The sequence below is a fragment of the Shewanella sp. W3-18-1 genome, assembly GCF_000015185.1.
GTDB classification, from domain to species: Bacteria; Pseudomonadota; Gammaproteobacteria; order Enterobacterales; family Shewanellaceae; genus Shewanella; species Shewanella putrefaciens.
Genome location: NC_008750.1, coordinates 4,671,483 through 4,686,363, shown reverse-complemented (window position 1 = coordinate 4,686,363; position 14,881 = coordinate 4,671,483). Strand labels below are relative to the sequence as shown.

At 46.5% G+C, this 14,881-nt stretch carries 11 protein-coding genes; 4 read left to right on the top strand and 7 right to left on the bottom strand.

What is annotated here, in order from left to right; genetic code table 11:
- Positions 1–710 precede the first annotated feature (710 nt).
- Positions 711–1,355, top strand: coding sequence for a hypothetical protein (locus tag SPUTW3181_RS21170; RefSeq protein WP_011791297.1), 645 nt, complete (start codon positions 711–713; stop codon positions 1,353–1,355).
- 63 nt (positions 1,356–1,418) lie between these two features.
- Here SPUTW3181_RS21170 and SPUTW3181_RS21165 read toward each other — a convergent pair whose 3' ends face one another.
- Genes SPUTW3181_RS21165 through SPUTW3181_RS21155 form a run of 3 tightly spaced genes read right to left on the bottom strand, consistent with a single transcriptional unit; the run spans position 1,419 to position 4,868 of the window.
- Positions 1,419–2,495 (bottom strand): BsuBI/PstI family type II restriction endonuclease, encoded by a 1,077-nt coding sequence (locus SPUTW3181_RS21165; protein ID WP_002015199.1) that lies wholly within the window; start codon positions 2,493–2,495, stop codon positions 1,419–1,421.
- Positions 2,455–4,284 carry a class I SAM-dependent DNA methyltransferase gene (locus tag SPUTW3181_RS21160; RefSeq protein ID WP_001747920.1) on the bottom strand — a complete coding sequence of 610 codons (1,830 nt, stop codon included), beginning with the start codon at positions 4,282–4,284 and terminating at the stop codon, positions 2,455–2,457. Before SPUTW3181_RS21160 ends, SPUTW3181_RS21165 begins: the two co-directional genes overlap by 41 nt.
- Positions 4,281–4,868 (bottom strand): recombinase family protein, encoded by a 588-nt coding sequence (locus SPUTW3181_RS21155; RefSeq protein ID WP_011791296.1) that lies wholly within the window; start codon positions 4,866–4,868, stop codon positions 4,281–4,283. Before SPUTW3181_RS21155 ends, SPUTW3181_RS21160 begins: the two co-directional genes overlap by 4 nt.
- Before the next feature lie 206 nt (positions 4,869–5,074).
- Here SPUTW3181_RS21155 and SPUTW3181_RS21150 point away from each other — a divergent pair, with 206 nt between their 5' ends.
- A complete protein-coding gene (locus SPUTW3181_RS21150; protein ID WP_011791295.1) occupies positions 5,075–5,704 on the top strand; it encodes a hypothetical protein in 630 nt (209 codons plus the stop codon).
- A 514-nt stretch (positions 5,705–6,218) separates the two neighbouring features.
- Here SPUTW3181_RS21150 and SPUTW3181_RS22035 read toward each other — a convergent pair.
- The 3 genes from SPUTW3181_RS22035 to SPUTW3181_RS21135 all read right to left on the bottom strand — a co-directional run bounded on the left by SPUTW3181_RS22035 (position 6,219) and on the right by SPUTW3181_RS21135 (position 8,603).
- Positions 6,219–6,440, bottom strand: coding sequence for a hypothetical protein (locus SPUTW3181_RS22035; protein WP_011791294.1), 222 nt, complete (start codon positions 6,438–6,440; stop codon positions 6,219–6,221).
- Positions 6,441–6,783: 343 nt separating this feature from the next.
- Complete coding sequence (locus SPUTW3181_RS21140) at positions 6,784–7,878, bottom strand: ATP-binding protein (RefSeq protein ID WP_011791293.1); 1,095 nt, start codon at positions 7,876–7,878, stop codon at positions 6,784–6,786.
- A complete protein-coding gene (locus tag SPUTW3181_RS21135; RefSeq protein WP_011791292.1) occupies positions 7,875–8,603 on the bottom strand; it encodes a response regulator in 729 nt (242 codons plus the stop codon). The genes SPUTW3181_RS21140 and SPUTW3181_RS21135 overlap by 4 nt, the downstream gene beginning before the upstream one ends.
- A gap of 165 nt (positions 8,604–8,768) precedes the next feature.
- Here SPUTW3181_RS21135 and SPUTW3181_RS21130 point away from each other — a divergent pair, with 165 nt between their 5' ends.
- Together SPUTW3181_RS21130 and SPUTW3181_RS21125 are read left to right on the top strand one after the other, a co-directional pair.
- The gene (locus SPUTW3181_RS21130) at positions 8,769–9,926 is read left to right on the top strand and encodes an efflux RND transporter periplasmic adaptor subunit (protein WP_011791291.1); all 1,158 of its coding nucleotides are present in this window, start codon (positions 8,769–8,771) and stop codon (positions 9,924–9,926) included.
- 16 nt (positions 9,927–9,942) lie between these two features.
- Complete coding sequence (locus SPUTW3181_RS21125; protein ID WP_011791290.1) at positions 9,943–13,074, top strand: multidrug efflux RND transporter permease subunit; 3,132 nt, start codon at positions 9,943–9,945, stop codon at positions 13,072–13,074.
- A gap of 154 nt (positions 13,075–13,228) precedes the next feature.
- Here SPUTW3181_RS21125 and SPUTW3181_RS21120 read toward each other — a convergent pair whose 3' ends face one another.
- Positions 13,229–14,782, bottom strand: a complete 1,554-nt coding sequence (locus SPUTW3181_RS21120) for a POT family MFS transporter (protein WP_011791289.1) — start codon at positions 14,780–14,782, stop codon at positions 13,229–13,231.
- Between the last annotated feature and the right edge of the window lie 99 nt (positions 14,783–14,881).

Here is a 14,881-nt window from a genome sequence, read left to right as displayed (position 1 = left end):
GTGTCATTCTTTGGAAAGGAAAGCGCGAAGCGCGCTAACCGCCGAAGGCGGTATAATTCGCGCACATTCGTGCGCGGTGCGAAAGCCTAGAGCCCTTGAGGCTCAAGGCTTCCGTCGGGGGCTCTACCCCCGTCTCTGTTTACGCCTACGGCGACAGAGACGGGGTGGAGCATCGAGCAAGTTGGGTATTCCAACACTCGTCCTGATGTTGAGGGTGGTCCTCTTTGGTTTGGCTGCTCGGAATCGAGTACCAAGGACACGACATTGCTTTGAGCAAAATCGCGGTATGGAAGCCTGTTAACTTGTGCAATACACAAGCACAGGCAGCAGCATAACGCTGCAAGCATAATGATGATAAACATCTGATTTTCCTCCGGGGAGATTGTTATAGACGGAGGAATGCCCATAGGGGGCAGTCCCCCTGAGGGTTAAGAAATGAAGGCAATCGCCTTAGTTTTGCAGAATGCTGTTTGAAGGCCAGCTACCAAAAACACTTTATATATTAATCAAACAGATAGAGGCGTCAAGTACATCGTAAAGTTGCTTTTGGGTTGCTTTTCAGTGCTTGTCTTTGGGGTGCGGTTTGTTCGTTGGGCTCGAATTTAACTCAACGGTCGCTTTTAGGTGGCTTTTCGGTAATGCTTAGAGCGATGACCAAATATTTAGTATCAATAGATTGCTTTTCGATGGGGTTTTAGTAGGTATATCAGATGTCAGTAAACTTTGAATTAGATGAATTGGAAAGTAGAGCAAAAATAATTGTTGAAGATTTCAGCGGTATTTTTTCTCCATACGACGCTTTTTATATACATTCGATAATTTATTCAGCTAGCCGATGTTTGGAAGCTTTTGAACACTACGAATTTGCAAAGGAAAAACAGGCTGATTCAGACTACTTAATTAGTTTGGTACAAGAGGCAATAGGGCATGCGGCGGCTTTATCTCGATACTTCTGGCCGGTTTGGTATCCGGGCAAGCTAAACAAAACCCATCCCTATCAAGCAGCTCTGAGAAAAAAACGAGGCGAAAAGTTAATATCTGCTTTTGGTATGGAAGAAGACTCACCTATTCATAACAGGGATCTACGGAACGCTTGGGAACATTTTGATGAAAACTTAGACGACTACCTTCTGAAAAATGATGCTGGACATTTTTTTCCTGACTCAGCAATTGGCAATCATACTCTTGCTGACGAACCGGCCTATCACTTGTTTAAACTTCTGGACCCAGAAGCAGAATGCCTTGTCCTAATGGGGAAAAAGTACTTTTTTGGTCCAATAAAATCTGAGATCGCAAGAATTTATGATAGGGCCAATTACCTACAGCAAAATGGATATAACTTGAAACCGTTATAGACCCCTGAGCTATAGAGCAATCATAAAGCTGGCTTACCAAACCAGCTTTATGATTATTATGTCCTATAAAAGCTCTGACAAGATTATAGAACTGCCATCTCTTAGCTCAATTAAATTATCTGGTTCAGAACAAAACCACGCATAAGTTCCCCACGCGAGTTCTGACATTGCTTTTTTGAATGGAGCGGCTGAACGATCTTGAAATGCAGTTACAAAAGCAAGATTCTGGGCAGAGAAGCCAGCTTCAATAGCTATCTCAGTTAGCTTCTGTTTACGCATAGAGTTAATTGGACCATCTGAAGCAACAATTTCAATAAAAACAAATAACATGTCACTACCGTCAGTCTTGGTCCCAAGATCAACTAAAATAACGTCAGGTAACGTTTTTGAAGGGTCAATTTTGAGCTTTAACCTACTCGCAAGATCAATACCAACCTTTTCCCCTGACTGAGACAACCATAATACGGCTGGCGTCTTTAAAAACTTCCGAGCGAATTGTTCGATCACCGCCTTACCTATTACGCCTGACGGACCAGACTCAAGCATTACTAACCCAGAATTAGGTAATGTCGCGGTTATCTGATCTGATGCTGCGGCAGTGGCATGCGCACCAAGTAATCGAATTCGACTTAAAGCGGCAGCATTAAGGTGAGAGTTCTGCCAGCTACGAATTAAAGCCTCTAAATCATCCCCAATTAAATCTACATTGAACAGAGCTGCAAATGCTTTTGACATTGCGTATTTAGGAAGAGGAGTTGTCACAGGCAAACCAGTGCGTTCAATAACGGCACCAAGGGCTATAAACCCATATCGAATAGTCTCATCTCTGACAGGTTCTCGAGAATTTGGAGCATACCAGGTCGTAACAGGCCTATCTTTCTTACTAGATAGCGCCTGCTTAACCCAAGACTGACGCTCCTCGTCCGTCAAGAGAGCAGCCTGAACATCAGACATGTCGGTTACTTGGCTTGGCCGAATCCAACGATCAGCACCTTCGACAGCTCCTGCGTAGAACATAACATAGAGAGTTCTTGCAGCCATTTCTCGGATGACATAATTACGATTTTCTGTCCCTTCAGGGAATATTAGAGGTAAGCGTTCAGCAATCACCTCCAGACTTGGTACATGTGGCCAGCTCAAGTTTGCTCTCTCCATACAATCCTGCGATACACTTCTCGATGGAGAGTCTATCAGAACCTGCTGCAATGATCTTCTCCAGCTTTTTCATATCGTCCAAGCTCGGTAAAGGCACGGCCATAAGCTCATAAGCAGAAACAGCTACACTACCGCTTATGCAACGGTATATACGGTCAAAGACCTGAGAATTAAGTAATCCGTTGATAGTTTCTACGCTTAACTCCCGTATAAGTGTATCTGCGTATACGATATTTAAATGATTTTCTACAACGACACCACCATATCGATCAATAAAGTCTTGTGGTATGACAGCACCGAGAACTCTTCGATTTTGTTCTTTAGATGTGGTTCGCTGCACCAAAACACATGAATCAGTAGTTACAAGATGTCGCTGGTTTTTTTCAATTTGAATATAAGGAACATGGTTTCTCTTCACCGAAGAGAATTTAAAGCCATTTGAAGTTACCGATTCAGCCCAAACAAGAGGTAGTGCCCCTTTTGTTTTTTCAGTACGTAACTGGCTTTTATGTCTATTCCAAACAAGTTTCCCAGTCGAAACAACGTAGCCCAGATCAGGGAGACGGGTCTTCATCTTCTTGAGTCGATTTAACAATGCAGCGTCTTCAGCTACTCTAGGGATTAGCCACGGACCATCACCTTTAATAATTGATACCTTTCCAATAGGCTCTACTCTTGCTTCGTTAAGCCCCTCCGGTACTAACAATGAAACCTTTGCCGGTGTTTTTCTTGCTGACTTTTTGAATGTTGCAAGAAGAGTTTCTTGTAAAACATCGTCAAAAACACCCTCTCTATTTGATATAAAATCAAAAGCTCGTGGCGCAGATTCATCAATTAACAGCTCACGTAATGCCTTGAAATATTGCCCACCCAAAAATGATGTAGGTGTTAAGTAAGCTATTACCCCTTCAGGCTTGGCGAGTCTTAAAGCGAGGTCGGTGAAAAGACCATATAAATTGGCATGACCAAACAGTGAGCGACTAAACTTCTCTCTAACTTCTGTATCAAGAGAAACTTTACCGTATGGAGGATTGCCTATTACCAGATCAAAATCTACAGGTGACTGGTACGTTAGAGCGTCACAAATACTGATAACGCTTTTTGCAAGCCGCCTCCTGGCAATAATGCAATGTTCTATTAATACACACTCTAATAAGACATGCGTCATCCAGGCAGCAAATGGATCTATCTCAACCCCCTTGAGCCTCTTGCCTATTTGCGCAAGCTTCCATTCACTTGAAGCATGTTTGGAACGTTGGAGCATTCGCATAGCGACTGGCGCAAGGAAAGCACCTCCGCCGCATGCAGGATCAATTACCGACGCGGTACTGAAATCAACGCCTGCTTCTTCTGCCAAATCAAGAAGCCTAGATACCAAAGGTGGCGGAGTGTAATAAGCTCCTAAATCAGATCGATAAGCAGTAGGCAACATGGCTGTATATATTGATCCGATAAGATAGCCCGCATCAATATCAGGGAATTGTGCAATCACTTTACCGGTATTTTTAGCAACATCCTCTGCATCGAGAGTAATTTCGGCCAATTCAGAATCAGTTGGGATTGAAAAAATTTTAAGCTTGCTATTGTGCCTAGCGTTAATTTCGTCCCAATAAGATTTTATTAAAGCTGCGCAATAAGACCTGGCGATTTTAAGTCGATACTGGTCATCTATGACAGAGTTAGCATAACCACGAGCCATACCTTTGCAGGCCTCATAACGAACGAGAGGCTCTGCTGACTCACTTAAAAGATCCTGAAAGTGGAAAGCGTTCATATACTTGCCCCCTCACGGTCAGGTTTTATGACCCCGACACTGTTATAAATTGTTGTTCTAGATACACCAAATCGTTTAGCTACATCGGAAACGGGTATGCTTGGATCTTTTAGTAATACCTTAATCTCTCGAATATCCTTTGGTGCGAGCTTCGGCTTTCTGCCACCTTTACGTCCCCGAGCCCTAGCAGCATCAAGTCCAGCTTTAGTCCGTTCACTAATTAAATTACGCTCAAACTCAGCTAAAGCTGCAAATACATGAAAAATCAACTTTCCAGAAGCACTATTGGTTTCAATCTGCTCTTGTAAGCTCAGGAATCCAACTCCCCGTTCATCAATCAAATTAGTCACGACTTTAACCAAATCACCCAGGCTGCGACCGAGTCTATCGAGCCTCCAAACAACTAACGTATCACCTGGCCTGAGAGCCTTTAGACAGTTATCTAGTTCTGGCCGGGCAGTACTTTTACCGCTGGCTTTGTCCTCATAAATGATTTCACAACCGGCAGCAACCAACGCATCCCGCTGGAGATGCAGGTTCTGGTCATCAGTTGATACTCTGGCATAGCCGATTCTTTGATTCATGCACGTTTTATTTACATAGTTTTTTATACGAGTATTTTAACAGATTATTGATTAAAAAACCAATCCATAGGTAAGTGTTCTAACTGTTCAATAAACGGTGGTTTGTTGGACAAAAATAAAAGATCTGCTCATTTTCTAAGAAAACTTGATCTATGAAATAAATCATATATAGTTCTATATATGATTAAACCTATGGAGGTATTAAGATGCCAGTCACAATAAGTATTTCCGATGACGTGTTCCGCAGATTGGAGGGGTTGGCTGTCGGGTTCGACACGCCAGAGAGAGTTATCGAGCGATTGCTCGATTTGGTTGAGGAGAGCGGATCTAAGTCCAGCGAAAGCAAACCGTCCCTAACTTTTGTTCCTGATGAAGCAGCTTTCAAAAATGAGCTGATAGCTCGCAAGAAAGCACAGGTCGTTCTTCATTTGAAAAACGGTGAACGAGATGTCATTCATTGGAATGCGTCTAGATTTCAACCCAGTTCAAATCTTCGAGCTAATTTGTGGTCTGGGATTCTGAGAAACTGGAAGGATAAAGGGATCATCTCTGCGGAACTTTCGGTTCTACCTCGGGGCCACAACCATCCTGACGACAACACAGATCTATTGATAGCTATTGCCGGAGAAGTTCACTGGACGCTCGAAGAGGTAGAGCAGTACTTCGTTGATTACGACCTGGTTAGCAGTGATGACGGCCATCCTTACTACTACCTTGCGACGTTCAGTGATGAAACACCTGACGAGCTGAAGCAAATTGCCGGGCTGAACAGCTCAAATCAACTTCACTTGGGTCTGAACATAGTTCCGGATGAAGATCAGGGAGAGTTCGAGTAAAGTAATAGCTTCAGATAATCAATACGTTATGTGTGTAGAGGCTGGCAAATCTTGATCCGCATTTGCTCCAAAAAGCATATAATCAATTGATTTATAAAAATTAATTACTTTCTGTATCGGGAAGTAAAATAGTAAAACGAATCAAACCAAATCAAAACAACATTATGATTTTAAAATAATTTTATTTTGTGGGATGTGATTTGAAGGGTTTTGTCGATTCTTGCGCCACGTGTGCTCCGAAGATAAATTCTGGAGCACATATGGCGCACAAGATGAGAAAAACCAATGAAAATCAGCATACATAAACGAGATTCAGATAAGAATGGCCTGCGCCCCATCAGGCTGTGTACTATTACGGCTCAAGAGCTCAGAAATGCTCATATGAGACGTTAACCTGTTCCTCTCTAACAAGCCAAAAAACGCAGTTGCGCGCGAACACAACAAAACCACATTACAAAAAGCAAAAGCCATTCGTGCCAAGCGTCTGCTGGAAATGGAATCAACCAAAAATGGTTTAGACGACCGTCAAAATCTTATTAGTCGATACTGGATTAAAGTTCATATTTAACAGGTTATCAGCCACTGCATCTGAGTGTTTTCGCTGTGTCGTCACCTTGTGAGCGCGTCGCTGATAACCTTGCTCTAGCACCATCAAGACGGCTTCATCTTTAAATGCCTGCGGATAACTCTTATGTGATTTTTCAGACTCATATAGACCTCTTAATTTATTGACCATACTGTCTCAAAATTAAGTGTCCGATGGGATTAATGATTACCTCCTGCTTTATAAAGATTCGCATGGAGGCCGTAAAACGCAAGAGGTTTAGTAAATTTATTATTTTAAAATCAATATCTTGCACTAAAAAAACAAACTTCAAAATAGTTAATGAACGGAAAAAGAAACTATTTACCCCACTGACTTAATAGATAATGGCCTGTAATATCTGAATTTTCTAGATTCAACAAAGCACATTATCAACTTGAAGGACAGAGCTAGCCTTAAAGAAAGATTATTTAACACAGTTACACAATGTAGCCCTTGCTAACGTGAATCATACGTATAGAAATAACTAAGCACGCTACCTTATTGTAGATTTAATGGCTTTTAAACTTGCCTTAACAGGCCAAGAAAGAACGAATATTGTTCCTCCATGGCCCGATGGCTGGCAAACCACGTGGCCGCCGTGAGCTTCAGCAATTGTCTTAACCACTGCGAGACCGAGTCCACTGCCACCACTTTTTCGAGAGCGAGACGGATCGACTCGGCGAAATGCTTCGAATACGTAGCTTGCAGCTTCATCAGGGATACCGGGGCCTTCATCTTCTACGCTGAGGTAACAGCTTGCCCCCGAGCGGTAGAATCGTACAGTCAAAGTGCCAGGATCAGCATGCTGGCGTGCATTTTCCAGCAGCGCCATCAGCGCCTGACATATTCGTATAGCATCACAGTAAACTTTAAGTCTTGTATCGAGTTCCTGCTTCAGTATGAGTCCCTTAGCGTCTAACACCGCAGCGAAAGTCTCAATCACTGCACTAAGTTCCTCGGCTAAACAGACCTCATCCCGCTGTAACTCTAGATGACCACTGTCATTAAGGCTCAGCACTCGTAAATCTTCGATCAGGTGATTAAGGCCTTCAACCTGGCGTAACAGTCCCTCGAAGAGCTCACTGCTGGGGCTAAAAACACCTTCCGCTAATCCCTGCAACCGACCACGCAGAATGGTGACTGGGGTACGGAGTTCGTGAGCGATTGCCGCGTTCCAAAACTCCCGTTCGCGAGTCATATACTCTAGGCGCTCGGCCATAGCATTAAAGTCACTCACCAGTTGCGCCGTCTCCCCCATCGCATGTTGGTCCATTCGCGCACGCGCGTTGAGCTTGCCTTGGGCGACTTCGCGTAGGCTATATGCCACAGAGTTCAGTGGTGTAAGAATGCGCCGTGACAGGCGAATGGCAACAAATAGCGCCATCCCCAATGCGGCTATGATAGTGCAAACTATCCATAGCATTTCCATCTGAGAAGGCATCCAGGTTTCAGATATACTGCCTGGCAGGTAGGCCACTGCAATGGCATAGAATACATAGGAGCCAAACACTGACAGGAAAATGATGCCTAATGTCATTACCGCTAGGGACTGGATAATTTGCCTGCGCAAACCCGGTGTTTGCCTCATACTTCACCACCAAAGCGATAGCCAACCCCCCAGACACTGAGCGGCACTCCTTGAATATCGAGGGCTTCAAGTTTTTTACGCAGCTTACTTATATGGCTGTCTACAGTGCGTTCCTGAGTATCGCCCTCAGGCAAGCAATTAATTAACAGCTCCTCACGGCTAAAAGCACGTTTCGGTGTACGCATCAAGCAAGCGAGCAGTTTGAACTCGGTCAAGGTCAGATCCAGTGCCTGCTGCTGACCGTTACAGATTACGCTAGCCTCGTGGCTGTCTAAGTCGATTTGGAACTGGCCGACGCGCAACATTTGGGTATTTATAGGCGTGTTAGTGCGGGCGCGTCGCAGTACCGCCTGCACCCTAGCCACCACCTCGGCGGGATTGAATGGTTTAACCACGTAGTCGTCAGCACCGAGGCGTAACCCCATTAATTTATCGATATCCTGATCAAGCGCGGTGAGCATGATCACCGGCGTGTCACCACGGGAGCGAATTTCATTCAGTACATTCCAGCCATCGAGATTGGGCATCTGTACATCGAGCAATAATAGATCGGGCTTAAATGTTTGGTGCATGGCTAACGCTTGGATACCATCGATAGCGTGTTGAGTTCGCAGCCCACTACGCTGCAAATAAGCGATAAGGATATCGGCAATCTCTGCTTCATCCTCTGCGATTAATACCAGTGCCGAAGTCATAGAACTTACGGATGCATTGAGATTAGACATGGATTGCCCCAACATTAAAATGGCTGAACTTTATCATCCCCTCCATACATTCTCCACAATGTCTCGAATAATTCGCAATAGTGACTCGTCATAATTCAGCATTAGTTCTCTAGCGTTTGATAAAACGCCATTAGTGAGATCGCTGTACATTGAGGAGAGTAGATTATGTACATCAAACAGCGGCACTTAAGCTTTGTATTAGTTGTAGGAATTGCCGTGTTGGGATTGGTAGGTTGTGATTCAGCGGTACAGGATGAAGAAACATCTGCTCCGGTTCAAGTGTCAGTAATGACATTAAAAAATGAAGAACTATTGGTGACTAAAGATCTGCCCGGTCGTGTCGCTGCGGTTCGCAGCGCTGAGATCCGCGCGCAAATTAGCGGCATAGTGCAAGGTCGCCTCTTCGAACAGGGCGCCGAGATAACATCTGGCACTGTGCTGTTCCAAATAAATCCAGCACCATTTAAAGCGGATGTCGATATTGCTGCGGCAGCGTTACTGCGTGCCGAAGCGGTATGGGTTCGGGCTCGTCAAGAAGCCGATCGCTTGGCCTCTTTGATACAAACCGAGGCCGTCAGCCAACAAATGTATGACGATGCTATTTCCCAGCGCGATCAGGCTGCCGCGGATGTAGCCCAAACCAAAGCGACGCTGGCACGGCGTCAGTTAGATCTACAGTTTGCCAGCGTCGAGGCACCAATCTCCGGACGTATAGATGAAGCATTAGTGAGTGAAGGTGCATTGGTCTCACCGACCGATACCACACCCATGGCGAGGATCCAACAAATCGACCAAGTGTACGTTGATGTACGTTTGCCAGCATCAATGTTGAAGGCGATGCGTCAGCAGGCCAACTCTGGAGCCCCGGAGTTGGCTGTTGAGATCCTTAGCAGTAGTGGCGAGCCTCTTGGCATGCAAGGGCATATCTTATTTTCCGGCATTCAAGTAGATGCAGGTACTGGCGATGTACTGCTGCGCGTACTGGTAGATAACCCGCAGCATCGTCTATTACCCGGTCTTTACGTAAAAGCTCGCATTCCACAAACTTACTATCCTACGACGCTGAACGTGCCTCAGCAGGCAGTGACTCGCAAGGCTGGTCAACCCCAAGTGTGGGTGCTTGATGAGCAAGCTAAAGTGCAACCTGTGGCCGTTAAGGTCGATGAATTGGTGGCAGGTCACTATCACGTAGTATCCGGCCTAAGCGCTGGTCAGCAGATAGTTGTTGAAGGCATCGAACGCCTAAGCCCTGCGGCGCAGGTCGTCGCGCGCCCTTGGCAACCTACTACTGCTAATCAGCAACTTAGCGCCGTCGTGCGCTAAATTTGGAGAAGTCGCCATGCCCCAGTTTTTCATCAACCGCCCAGTATTTGCTTGGGTGATAGCCTTATTTATCGTACTGATTGGCGTCATCGCCATTCCAAAATTACCCATCTCCCGCTACCCCTCAGTGGCACCCGTGTCGGTGAGCATTTATGCCGCTTATCCTGGAGCCACGCCACAGACACTTAATGACTCTGTAGTAAGCCTTGTCGAGCGTGAACTATCGGGGGTAAAAAACCTACTGTACTTCGAATCATCGGTGGACAGCTCGGGCAGTGCACAAATAACCGCTACCTTCAAACCAGGCACTGACGCGGAAATGGCCCAAGTTGATGTGCAAAATCGTATTAAGGCTGTCGAACCACGCCTACCTCAAGTTGTACGGCAGATCGGTCTGCAGGTTGAGTCGGCCGCTTCAAGCTTTTTGATGATGATTGGTATGACATCTCCAAACGGCCAATTCGACGAAATCGCGCTAAACGACTATTTAGCACGCAATATTGTCGAGGAACTGCGCCGAATCGACGGTGTTGGTCGCGTGCAATTATTCGGTGCCGAGCAAGCCATGCGCGTCTGGGTAGACCCGAATAAACTCACCGCCTATAGCCTGACAATGAACGACCTTGCTATCGCTATTGAGCAGCAAAACGCACAAATTGCCCCAGGGCGACTCGGTGATGAACCTGTCTTACAGGGACAACGACTGACGGTCCCCCTAACAGTGCAAGGACAACTCAGCACGCCCGAGGAGTTCGCTGCTATCGTCCTACGTGCCGGTGCCGATGGCGCAAAATTGGTGCTCGCAGATGTGGCTTGGGTCGAGCTTGGCGCTCAGTCCTATGGTTTTTCTAACCGTGAAAATGGTGTGGCGGCGACCAGTGCTGCTATCCAGCTCTCGCCAGGAGCCAACGCTGTACGCACAGCTTCTGCGGTACGTGAACGTCTAGCCGAACTGGCGCCGATGATGCCAGCTGGCATGAACTACTCAGTGCCATTCGATACAGCTCCCTTCGTCAAAGTGTCTATCGAAAAAGTAATCTATACCCTGTTTGAAGCTATGGCGCTGGTATTTATGGTGATGTTCCTGTTCCTGCAGAACCTGCGCTACACACTTATACCAGCTATCGTCGCACCCATAGCGCTACTCGGTACCTTCGCGGTGATGTTACTGGCTGGCTTCTCAATCAACTCGCTGACCATGTTCGGCATGGTGCTGGCCATTGGCATTATTGTTGACGATGCGATTGTGGTGGTGGAAAACGTTGAACGGCTGATGGCTACCCAAGGACTGTCGCCGCGGGAGGCAACCTCACAGGCGATGAAGGAAATTACCGGCGCGGTGATCGGTATCACGCTAGTGCTGACCGCCGTATTCATCCCCATGGCCTTCGGTAGCGGCTCGGTGGGAGTTATCTATCAACAATTCACTTTGTCGATGGCGGTGTCTATTCTGTTTTCGGCCTTCCTCGCACTGACCCTAACGCCAGCACTATGCGCCACGCTACTGCGCCCAGTCAGTGCTGATCACCATCAAAAAGGCGGTTTCTTCGGTACCTTCAACCGTGGATTTGAACACCTCACCGCTGGCTACAGTGAACGCGTAGCACGATTGGTTGGACGCAGTGGACGTATGATGGCGGCATTTGCCGTACTCTGCATGGTGCTGATCCTCGCTGCTGGGCAATTGCCGTCGTCCTTTCTACCAGAAGAGGATCAAGGCTATTTCATGACCTCCATCCAATTACCCACAGGCGCTACTAGCGAGCGCACGCTGGATGTGGTCAAAGCCTACGAGGCGCACGTCGCATCGCGCCCAACGCTGGATGCAAATATGGTAGTGCTGGGCTTTAGCTTTGCAGGCTCCGGCCCCAATGCAGCCATGGCCTTCACTATGCTCAAAGATTGGGATCAGCGTAATGGTGCTACGGCTGCCGAAGAAGCGGCACTGGCGCAGCAAGCTATGGCTGATAACGTTGAAGGCACAGTGATGAGCCTGATGCCGCCAGCCATCGACGAGCTGGGCACATCCTCCGGTTTCACTCTGTTCCTGCAGGATAGAGCTAACCGGGGCGAGGCTGCATTGATAGCTGCACAGACACAATTGCTGGCACTGGCTGCGCAGAGCGAGGTGGTCAGCGATGTCTACCCAGATGGCCTACCGCCCGGTGAGAGCATTAGCCTGAATATCAATCGGTCAAAAGCCGAGGCTATGGGTCTGTCCTTCGCCGCGGTCAGCAGCACACTTTCGGCGGCCATGGGATCACTGTATGTCAATGATTTCCCTAATAATGGACGTATGCAGCAGGTCATCCTGCAGGCCGACGCTACGGCACGAATGCAATTGGACGACGTGCTCAGCCTGCGCGTGCGTAATTCAAGTGGTGGCATGGTGCCTCTACGGGAAATAGTGACGGCTGAATGGAAAGAGTCGCCGCAGCAAATGATGCGCTTTCAGGGCTTCCCTGCTATGCGTATTTCCGGGGGTGCTGCAGCCGGCGTTTCCAGCGGCGCAGCGATGACCGAGATGGAACGCTTAGTGGCGCAATTGCCGCAAGGGTTCGCGGTAGCGTGGACGGGGGCATCATTGCAAGAGCGCCAATCGGCGGCGCAGGCACCATTGCTGATGTTGCTGTCCGCTCTAGTGGTATTTCTGGTACTCGCTGCGTTGTACGAAAGCTGGTCGATCCCACTGTCGGTGATGCTAGTAGTGCCGCTGGGTCTGCTGGGCGCGGTAGCGGCAGTAATATTGCGTGATATGCCTAACGATGTGTTCTTCAAGGTAGGAATGATCACCATCATCGGTCTATCGGCAAAAAATGCTATCCTCATCGTCGAGTTCGCCCGCCAATTGCATGCCGAGGGCCATACGCTGATAGATGCTGCAGTGACCGCTGCACGCCTGCGTCTGCGTCCAATTCTGATGACGTCACTGGCATTTACTCTCGGAGTGGTACCCTTAATGCTTGCGAGCGGCGCCAGCGCAGAAACTCAGCATGCTATCGGTACAGGCGTATTCGGTGGCATGCTCAGTGGCACCTTGCTGGCAATATTCTTCGTACCGGCATTTTTTGTCTTTGTCATCGGCACCCAAGAGCGCTTGAGTGCCTGGCTAGGAAGACGTAATCATTCCAAAATGGCCAAAGGATAAACACCTATACTGAGTGAAGACTCCTACGATCCCCACTGAACAGTAGTAAGCTAGCCCTAACAACGGCTGGCTTACTACTATCATGTAGTGGCGCAACCAAACAATAATAAATATTTTTATATCTAGAACTGAATATTGCCACTTATTAGCTAAATTAAGATTCAACTTGGCGATAGTGATCTTGCATCTGGTAGGATCTAGCATAAAGCGCAAATATCAATGCCGCCAAGATGGCAAAACCTGCGAAGAAAAACATCTGAAAAGCAGTAATGCTGATCCCTGTTTGAGCTATTTGTTCAGTGACCGCCGGACTTTTTACACTAACATTAGCAAGTAATACCCATAAGTTACCGACAGTAACCGACAAAGTCCAAAAACTCATAATAGTACCTTTCATAGCCTTTGGGGCTTGGCTATAGGCAAATTCTAATCCAGTAGCAGAAACTAATACCTCGCCAAATGTTAGAAGAGCATAAGGTAAAATTTGCCAAAAAATAGAGAGCACCGATCCTCCATCCATGACTAATTGAATGCTCCCTACCACAATCCAACTTAAACCAGTGATCGCGATACCCGCCCCCATTTTACGCAGTGCAGTTAACTTTATCCCCATGCGCTCAATAGCTGGATACAGCACAAAATTATTAAATGGGATCAGTAACATGACTAATAATGGATTCAATGCTTGCATCATCGCAGGTTCAAACCATTGAGGTTTAGACATATCATTGGCCTGCAAAATCCAAGTTGAAGCCTTTTGATCAAACAAGGACCAAAACGGCGTAACTAAAGCAAATAGCACTAAAATACGTAACACCGAGCGCACACCATCAACCGCAATATCAGGATGTATCCCTCTGGCACGCTCAAGTTGCAACGAAGCACCAACACCCGTGAATCCCATCAGTAGTACAAGCGCACTACATAAACCTGCAACAATCCCCAGTGTTGGAATATTCACTAAAGCATAGGCAGCAGAAATACACCCAATTAACGCTAAAACTAGCCCAACATTCGCTTGGCCAGCCACTTTAGTCAGTAATGCAGTGCGAATAACAGGTAAGAAACCATGGGGATTTTTAGGTTCGGGTGGCATATGCACATAACGCTTGCGACCTAACCAGAAGAATACTGTAGCGATGAACATCAATATTCCTGGGATCCCAAATGCAACAGCAGCCCCATAGTTTTTTAATAGAAGCGGCATAGATAATGAGGCAAAAAAGGATCCAAAATTAATCGTAAAATAAAACATATCAAACGCTTTTTGTGCTAATGATTTGTTCGTTTGATCAAACTGATCACCCATAAAGGAAGAAACTAAGGGTTTAATACCACCCGACCCTAATGCGATCAAAAATAATCCCGTATAAAACCCTTGAATACTGTGTTCAAAGATGGCCAAAAAAGCATGACCAACACAATAAAGTAAACTCAACCACAGAATCGTGTTGTACTTACCGAAAAAACGATCCGCAATCCAGCCTCCTAGTAGCGGAAAAAAATAGACCCCTATAACAAATGAATGGAATACATCCTTAGCGACTGCCCCACGAAGATCTTCAGGGATAGACAGCAACAGCGCCGTCATAAGGAATGGTGTTAGAATATTTCTCATACCGTAAAAGCTGAAACGCTCGCAAGCTTCACTGGCAATAATGTAAGGGATTTGACGTGGCCACTGTGGCGCATGAACAGGAGTTGTCATCGATTGTCCTATTATAATTGTTATAAAAACTGTCAGGTTATGAATTTAAAGCGAGAATATGCAGCAAAGAATACTAACAGACCAGATGTTAGCTGTGCC

Excerpts from the sequence above, each read along its gene's own strand:
- SPUTW3181_RS21170 (WP_011791297.1), top strand. The coding sequence starts at position 711 with ATGTCAGTAAACTTTGAATTAGATGAATTGGAAAGTAGAGCAAAAATA.
- SPUTW3181_RS21160 (WP_001747920.1), bottom strand. The coding sequence starts at position 4,284 with ATGAACGCTTTCCACTTTCAGGATCTTTTAAGTGAGTCAGCAGAGCCT.
- SPUTW3181_RS21155 (WP_011791296.1), bottom strand. The coding sequence starts at position 4,868 with ATGAATCAAAGAATCGGCTATGCCAGAGTATCAACTGATGACCAGAAC.
- SPUTW3181_RS21150 (WP_011791295.1), top strand. The coding sequence starts at position 5,075 with ATGCCAGTCACAATAAGTATTTCCGATGACGTGTTCCGCAGATTGGAG.
- SPUTW3181_RS22035 (WP_011791294.1), bottom strand. The coding sequence starts at position 6,440 with ATGGTCAATAAATTAAGAGGTCTATATGAGTCTGAAAAATCACATAAG.
- SPUTW3181_RS21140 (WP_011791293.1), bottom strand. The coding sequence starts at position 7,878 with ATGAGGCAAACACCGGGTTTGCGCAGGCAAATTATCCAGTCCCTAGCG.
- SPUTW3181_RS21135 (WP_011791292.1), bottom strand. The coding sequence starts at position 8,603 with ATGTCTAATCTCAATGCATCCGTAAGTTCTATGACTTCGGCACTGGTA.
- SPUTW3181_RS21130 (WP_011791291.1), top strand. The coding sequence starts at position 8,769 with ATGTACATCAAACAGCGGCACTTAAGCTTTGTATTAGTTGTAGGAATT.
- SPUTW3181_RS21125 (WP_011791290.1), top strand. The coding sequence starts at position 9,943 with ATGCCCCAGTTTTTCATCAACCGCCCAGTATTTGCTTGGGTGATAGCC.
- SPUTW3181_RS21120 (WP_011791289.1), bottom strand. The coding sequence starts at position 14,782 with ATGACAACTCCTGTTCATGCGCCACAGTGGCCACGTCAAATCCCTTAC.